This window comes from Oscillibacter valericigenes (assembly GCF_021531915.1).
Taxonomy (GTDB): Bacteria; Bacillota; Clostridia; order Oscillospirales; family Oscillospiraceae; genus Oscillibacter; species Oscillibacter valericigenes_A.
In genome coordinates this window covers 1-5,760 of the sequence record NZ_JAFBIV010000036.1, presented here as the reverse complement: position 1 = coordinate 5,760, position 5,760 = coordinate 1, and the positions used below count along the sequence as shown (strand labels likewise).

Sequence of the window (5,760 nt, the reverse complement as noted above, 5' to 3'; positions counted from 1 at the left end):
GTGTTGGCGTTACCTATCTTCCCGGGCCGTCGCCAGCCAAGTATTGTGGGCAGAAGTGAGCTTAACTACCGTGTTCGGAATGGGAACGGGTGGACCCTCACTCTAATCAACACCAACTTCGTTTTCCGGGCTACCGGAGAACTTTTTCAATTATAAGGGTTTCTGTTCACGCTGTCAAGAGAAAGTTTGGTGACCCGTACCGGATTCGAACCGATGTTAACGGCGTGAGAGGCCGCTGTCTTAACCACTTGACCAACGGGCCATGGTGCACCTTCACGGACTCGAACCGGGGACCCACTGATTAAGAGTCAGTTGCTCTACCAACTGAGCTAAAGGTGCATACTTTCTTTTGAAAAAGAAAGTATGCAAAGAAAACTTTAACATTCTTTCTTTTTCCGAGCGTGCCCTATGCACCCTCAAAACTGAACAATGTATCCTACTCGTGATTCTTTCAGGCCGCCTGCATTCTTTCGTAGGTCAAGCCCTCGGGCTATTAGTACCGGTCAGCTGCATACATTACTGCACTTCCACCTCCGGCCTATCAACCAGGTAGTCTTCCTGGGCCCTTACCTCATGAAGAGTGAGAGATCTCATCTTAGGGGGAGTTTCACGCTTAGATGCTTTCAGCGTTTATCTCGTCCGTACATAGCTACCCAGCTATGCCCTTGGCAGGACAACTGGTGCACCAGAGGTACGTCCATCCCGGTCCTCTCGTACTAAGGACAGCTCCCTTCAAATCTCTTACGCCCGCAACAGATAGGGACCGAACTGTCTCACGACGTTCTGAACCCAGCTCGCGTGCCACTTTAATCGGCGAACAGCCGAACCCTTGGGACCGAATTCAGCCCCAGGATGTGACGAGCCGACATCGAGGTGCCAAACCTCCCCGTCGCTGTGGACGCTTGGGGGAGATCAGCCTGTTATCCCCAGGGTAGCTTTTATCCGTTGAGCGATGGCATTTCCACTCACATACCACCGGATCACTAACTCCAACTTTCGTTACTGCTCGACCCGTCGGTCTCGCAGTTAGGCTGGCTTATACGTTTACACTCACTGCACGATTTCCGTCCGTGCTGAGCCAACCTTTGAGCGCCTCCGTTACCTTTTTGGAGGCGACCGCCCCAGTCAAACTGCCCGCCTAACAGTGTCCCCCGACCGGATTCACGGCCGCAGGTTAGAAATCCAGCAGTCCAAGAGTGGTATCCCACCGGCGACTCCACGCGAGCTGACGCCCTCGCTTCTAAGTCTCCCACCTATCCTGTACATGAACTACCGAATTCCAGTATTAAGCTGCAGTAAAGCTCCATGGGGTCTTTCCGTCTAGTTGCGGGTAACTGGTATCTTCACCAGTACTACAATTTCGCCGGGCGGGCTGTTGAGACAGTGCCCAAATCATTACGCCTTTCGTGCGGGTCAGAACTTACCTGACAAGGAATTTCGCTACCTTAGGACCGTTATAGTTACGGCCGCCGTTTACCGGGGCTTCAATTCAATGCTTCGCTTGCGCTGACATCTCCTCTTAACCTTCCGGCACCGGGCAGGCGTCAGCCCATATACGTCATCTTTCGATTTAGCATAGACCTGTGTTTTTGGTAAACAGTTGCTTGGGCCTATTCTCTGCGGCCTCTTTCGAGGCTCCCCTTATTCCGAAGTTACGGGGTCAACTTGCCGAGTTCCTTAACAACCCTTCTCCCGTTGGCCTTAGGATTCTCTCCTCATCTACCTGTGTCGGTTTGCGGTACGGGCACCTTAGCATACACCAAAGCTTTTCTCGCCTCTCGAAATCGCCGACTTCCCTACTATATTTCAGTCCCTTTCGCCCGGGTCAACCAACGCCCGGGTTCGGCTATTCAAAAGTGTCCCTCTGGTTTAAGTTTCGGTGGTTACGGAATTTCTACCGTATGTGCATCGCCTACGCCTTTCGGCCTGAGCTTAGCTCCCGACTTACCTTGGGCGGACGAACCTTCCCCAAGAAACCTAAGATTTTCGGCCATTATGATTCCCACATAATTCTCGCTACTCATTCCGGCATTCTCACTTCTGTACAGTCCACCGCTCCTTCCGATGCGACTTCACCCCATACAGAACGCTCCCCTACCACTGTGCAAAACACAATCCTAAGCTTCGGTTGCGTGCTTAGCCCCGTTACATTTTCCGCGCAGAGTCACTCGACCAGTGAGCTATTACGCACTCTTTTAATGAGTGGCTGCTTCTAAGCCAACATCCTGGTTGTTTTCGCAACTCCACATCGTTTTCCACTTAGCACACATTTGGGACCTTAGCTGTAGGTCTGGGCTGTTTCCCTTTTGACAATGAAACTTATCTCACACTGTCTGACTGCTATGCATCAATTATCCGGCATTCAGAGTTTGATAGGCGTCGGTAACTTTATCAGCCCCTAAACCATTCAGTGCTTTACCTCCGGTAATCTAACATAACGCTAGCCCTAAAGCTATTTCGGGGAGAACCAGCTATCTCCGAGTTCGATTGGAATTTCACCGCTACCCACAAGTCATCCGCCACCATTGCAACGGGGGTCGGTTCGGTCCTCCATGGGGTTTCACCCCCACTTCAACCTGCTCATGGGTAGGTCACCCGGTTTCGGGTCTATGGCAACGAACTTCATACGCCCTATTCAGACTCGCTCTCGCTACGCCTCCAGTACTTAATACCTTAAGCTTGCTCGTTACTATAACTCGCCGGACCGTTCTACAAAAAGTACGCCATCACGCTTTAACGCGCTTTGACCGGTTGTAAGCACAAGGTTTCAGGTTCTCTTTCACTCCCCTCCCGGGGTCCTTTTCACCTTTCCCTCACGGTACTGCTCCTCTATCGGTCATCAGGTAGTATTTAGGCTTGGAGGGTGGTCCCCCCTGTTTCCCACGGGGTTTCACGTGTCCCGCGGTACTCTGGATCCAGTCTCACAGTCTTCTCTTTCGCCTACGGGACTCTCACCCTCTGTGGTGGGCCTTCCCAGACCCTTCGGCTAGATAACCTCTGCTAAATGACTGTCCGCAACCCCGGAGAATAAATCCTCCGGTTTGGCCTCTTCCGCGTTCGCTCGCCACTACTTGCGGAATCTCGGTTGATGTCTTTTCCTCGCCCTACTTAGATGTTTCAGTTCAGGCGGTTCCCCGCGTACGCCTATTTGATTCAACGCACGCTACATGGATATTGTCCATGTGGGTTGCCCCATTCGGAAATCTCCGGATCAATGGATATTTGCTCCTCCCCGAAGCTTATCGCAGCTTGTCACGTCCTTCATCGGCTCCTGATGCCAAGGCATTCCCCTTGCGCTCTTTATAGCTTGACCAATCAAAAACAGATCTTCACCTGTTCTCGTTGTGAATTATGCAGGCTTCACAGATTTGAAATTGTAATCGTTACCCTTCATCCTTTCGGATGTTGTTCCACAATTAAAATTTTGCTTCCGTGCCTTTTCAAGCACAGAACCTCTCTGTTGCCTTACTTATCACTTTCATCTTACATTGTTCAGTTTTCAAGGTGCATTCTTCCAGCCTCTTTTGAAGCCAGATTGAAACACTCAATCTCTTGAATGCTTCAATCCAATTTCAATGGTTGGTGGAGATTAGCGGGATCGAACCGCTGACCTCCTGCTTGCAAGGCAGGCGCTCTCCCAGCTGAGCTAAACCCCCGTTAATCTATTTTCTCCGTTTCCGGATTCTTTTTGAATGGTGGGCCCGAGTGGGCTCGAACCACCGACCTTACGATTATCAGTCGTACGCTCTAGCCAGCTGAGCTACGGGCCCATATCCACCGAAGGCTGTATACCCTCTAAATTAAACAACGTAACTACTCAGCCACCACACGACTGACCAGGATGTTACAAGAAGATGTCTCACTTCTTGAGGTCTCCTTAGAAAGGAGGTGATCCAGCCGCACCTTCCGATACGGCTACCTTGTTACGACTTCACCCCAATTATCGAACCCACCTTCGGCCGCGCCCTCCTTGCGGTTAGGCTACGGACTTCGGGTGTTCCCGACTCTCATGGTGTGACGGGCGGTGTGTACAAGGCCCGGGAACGTATTCACCGCGGCATGCTGATCCGCGATTACTAGCGATTCCGACTTCATGCAGGCGGGTTGCAGCCTGCAATCCGAACTGGGACGGCTTTTGGGGGTTCGCTCTGCCTCGCGGCTTTGCATCCCTCTGTTGACCGCCATTGTATTACGTGTGTAGCCCAGGACATAAGGGGCATGATGATTTGACGTCGTCCCCACCTTCCTCCGTTTTGTCAACGGCAGTCTCGCTAGAGTGCTCTTGCGTAGCAACTAACAATAGGGGTTGCGCTCGTTGCGGGACTTAACCCAACATCTCACGACACGAGCTGACGACAACCATGCACCACCTGTCTCTACTTTCCCCGAAGGGCACCTAATGTATCTCTACTTCGTTAGTAGGATGTCAAGCCCTGGTAAGGTTCTTCGCGTTGCTTCGAATTAAACCACATAATCCACCGCTTGTGCGGGCCCCCGTCAATTCCTTTGAGTTTCAACCTTGCGATCGTACTCCCCAGGTGGGATACTTATTGTGTTAACTGCGGCACGCAGGGGGTCAGTCCCCGCACACCTAGTATCCATCGTTTACAGCGTGGACTACCAGGGTATCTAATCCTGTTTGCTCCCCACGCTTTCGCGCCTCACCGTCAGTTGTCGTCCAGTAATCCGCCTTCGCCACTGGTGTTCTTCCTTATATCTACGCATTTCACCGCTACACAAGGAATTCCGATTACCTCTCCGATACTCAAGATCAACAGTTTCAAATGCAGTTCACGAGTTGAGCCCGTGGATTTCACATCTGACTTGCCGACCCGGCTACACGCCCTTTACACCCAGTAAATCCGGACAACGCTTGCCACCTACGTATTACCGCGGCTGCTGGCACGTAGTTAGCCGTGGCTTATTCAAGGGGTACCGTCTTCTGCTCTTCCCCCTTAAAAGAAGTTTACAACCCGAAAGCCTTCTTCCTTCACGCGGCGTTGCTGGGTCAGACTTGCGTCCATTGCCCAATATTCCCCACTGCTGCCTCCCGTAGGAGTCTGGGCCGTATCTCAGTCCCAATGTGGCCGGTCAACCTCTCAGTCCGGCTACTGATCGTCGACTTGGTAGGCCGTTACCCCACCAACTATCTAATCAGACGCGAGGCCATCTTTCAGCGATAAAATCTTTGGCATGTCCAGGATGCCCCGGTCATGCATCATGCGGTATTAGCAGTCGTTTCCAACTGTTGTCCCCCTCTGAAAGGCAGGTTCCTCACGCGTTACTCACCAGTCCGCCACTAAGCAACTTTATCCATTGACCGAAGTCTCTATCAAAAGCGCTCCGTTCGACTTGCATGTGTTAAGCACGCCGCCAGCGTTCGTCCTGAGCCAGGATCAAACTCTCTATAAAATGGTATCTAAACGACCGTAGTCGCTCAAATCTTTTACAGAGCTATTTGTCATAGCTTCATTTTTATAGTTACGAATCTCAGTAATTGACTTAACCTGAGTTTCGCAACTTCTTGGTTGTGATTCCTAAGAACCACTTCCGTCTGGTGCTTTCTTTTCGTTACGTTGTTTAATTTACAAGGTACACGCCGTATCCGGCGGAACATTGCTATTATAGCAAACTTCATTTCGTTTGTCAAGAACTTTTTTCAGAAGTTTTTGAACTCGCGATCCGTTTTGCTCAGCAGCAACTTTTTTAGGATAACATATCCCTCGCTGTTTGTCAACTGCTTTTTTCGAGGTTTTTCAA

Annotated in this window: 4 tRNA genes and 3 rRNA genes; all 7 read right to left on the bottom strand. The window is 51.0% G+C overall.

Going from position 1 to position 5,760, the window contains the following annotated elements:
* Nucleotide 1: 1 nt before the first annotated feature.
* The 7 genes from rrf to JQM66_RS12255 all read right to left on the bottom strand — a co-directional run bounded on the left by rrf (nt 2) and on the right by JQM66_RS12255 (nt 5,412).
* A 5S ribosomal RNA gene (rrf, locus tag JQM66_RS12285) occupies nt 2-117 on the bottom strand.
* Nucleotides 118-187: 70 nt separating this feature from the next.
* A tRNA-Glu gene (locus tag JQM66_RS12280) sits at nt 188-262 on the bottom strand.
* Between the two features lies 1 nt (nt 263).
* Nucleotides 264-339 (bottom strand) — tRNA-Lys (locus JQM66_RS12275).
* A gap of 134 nt (nt 340-473) precedes the next feature.
* Nucleotides 474-3,313: ribosomal RNA gene (locus JQM66_RS12270) — 23S ribosomal RNA — on the bottom strand.
* A 267-nt stretch (nt 3,314-3,580) separates the two neighbouring features.
* Nucleotides 3,581-3,656 (bottom strand) — tRNA-Ala (locus JQM66_RS12265).
* 37 nt (nt 3,657-3,693) lie between these two features.
* Nucleotides 3,694-3,770 (bottom strand) — tRNA-Ile (locus tag JQM66_RS12260).
* Between the two features lie 111 nt (nt 3,771-3,881).
* Nucleotides 3,882-5,412, bottom strand: a 16S ribosomal RNA gene (locus JQM66_RS12255).
* The 16S, 23S and 5S rRNA genes sit together here with 4 tRNA genes alongside, the layout of an rRNA operon.
* Between the last annotated feature and the right edge of the window lie 348 nt (nt 5,413-5,760).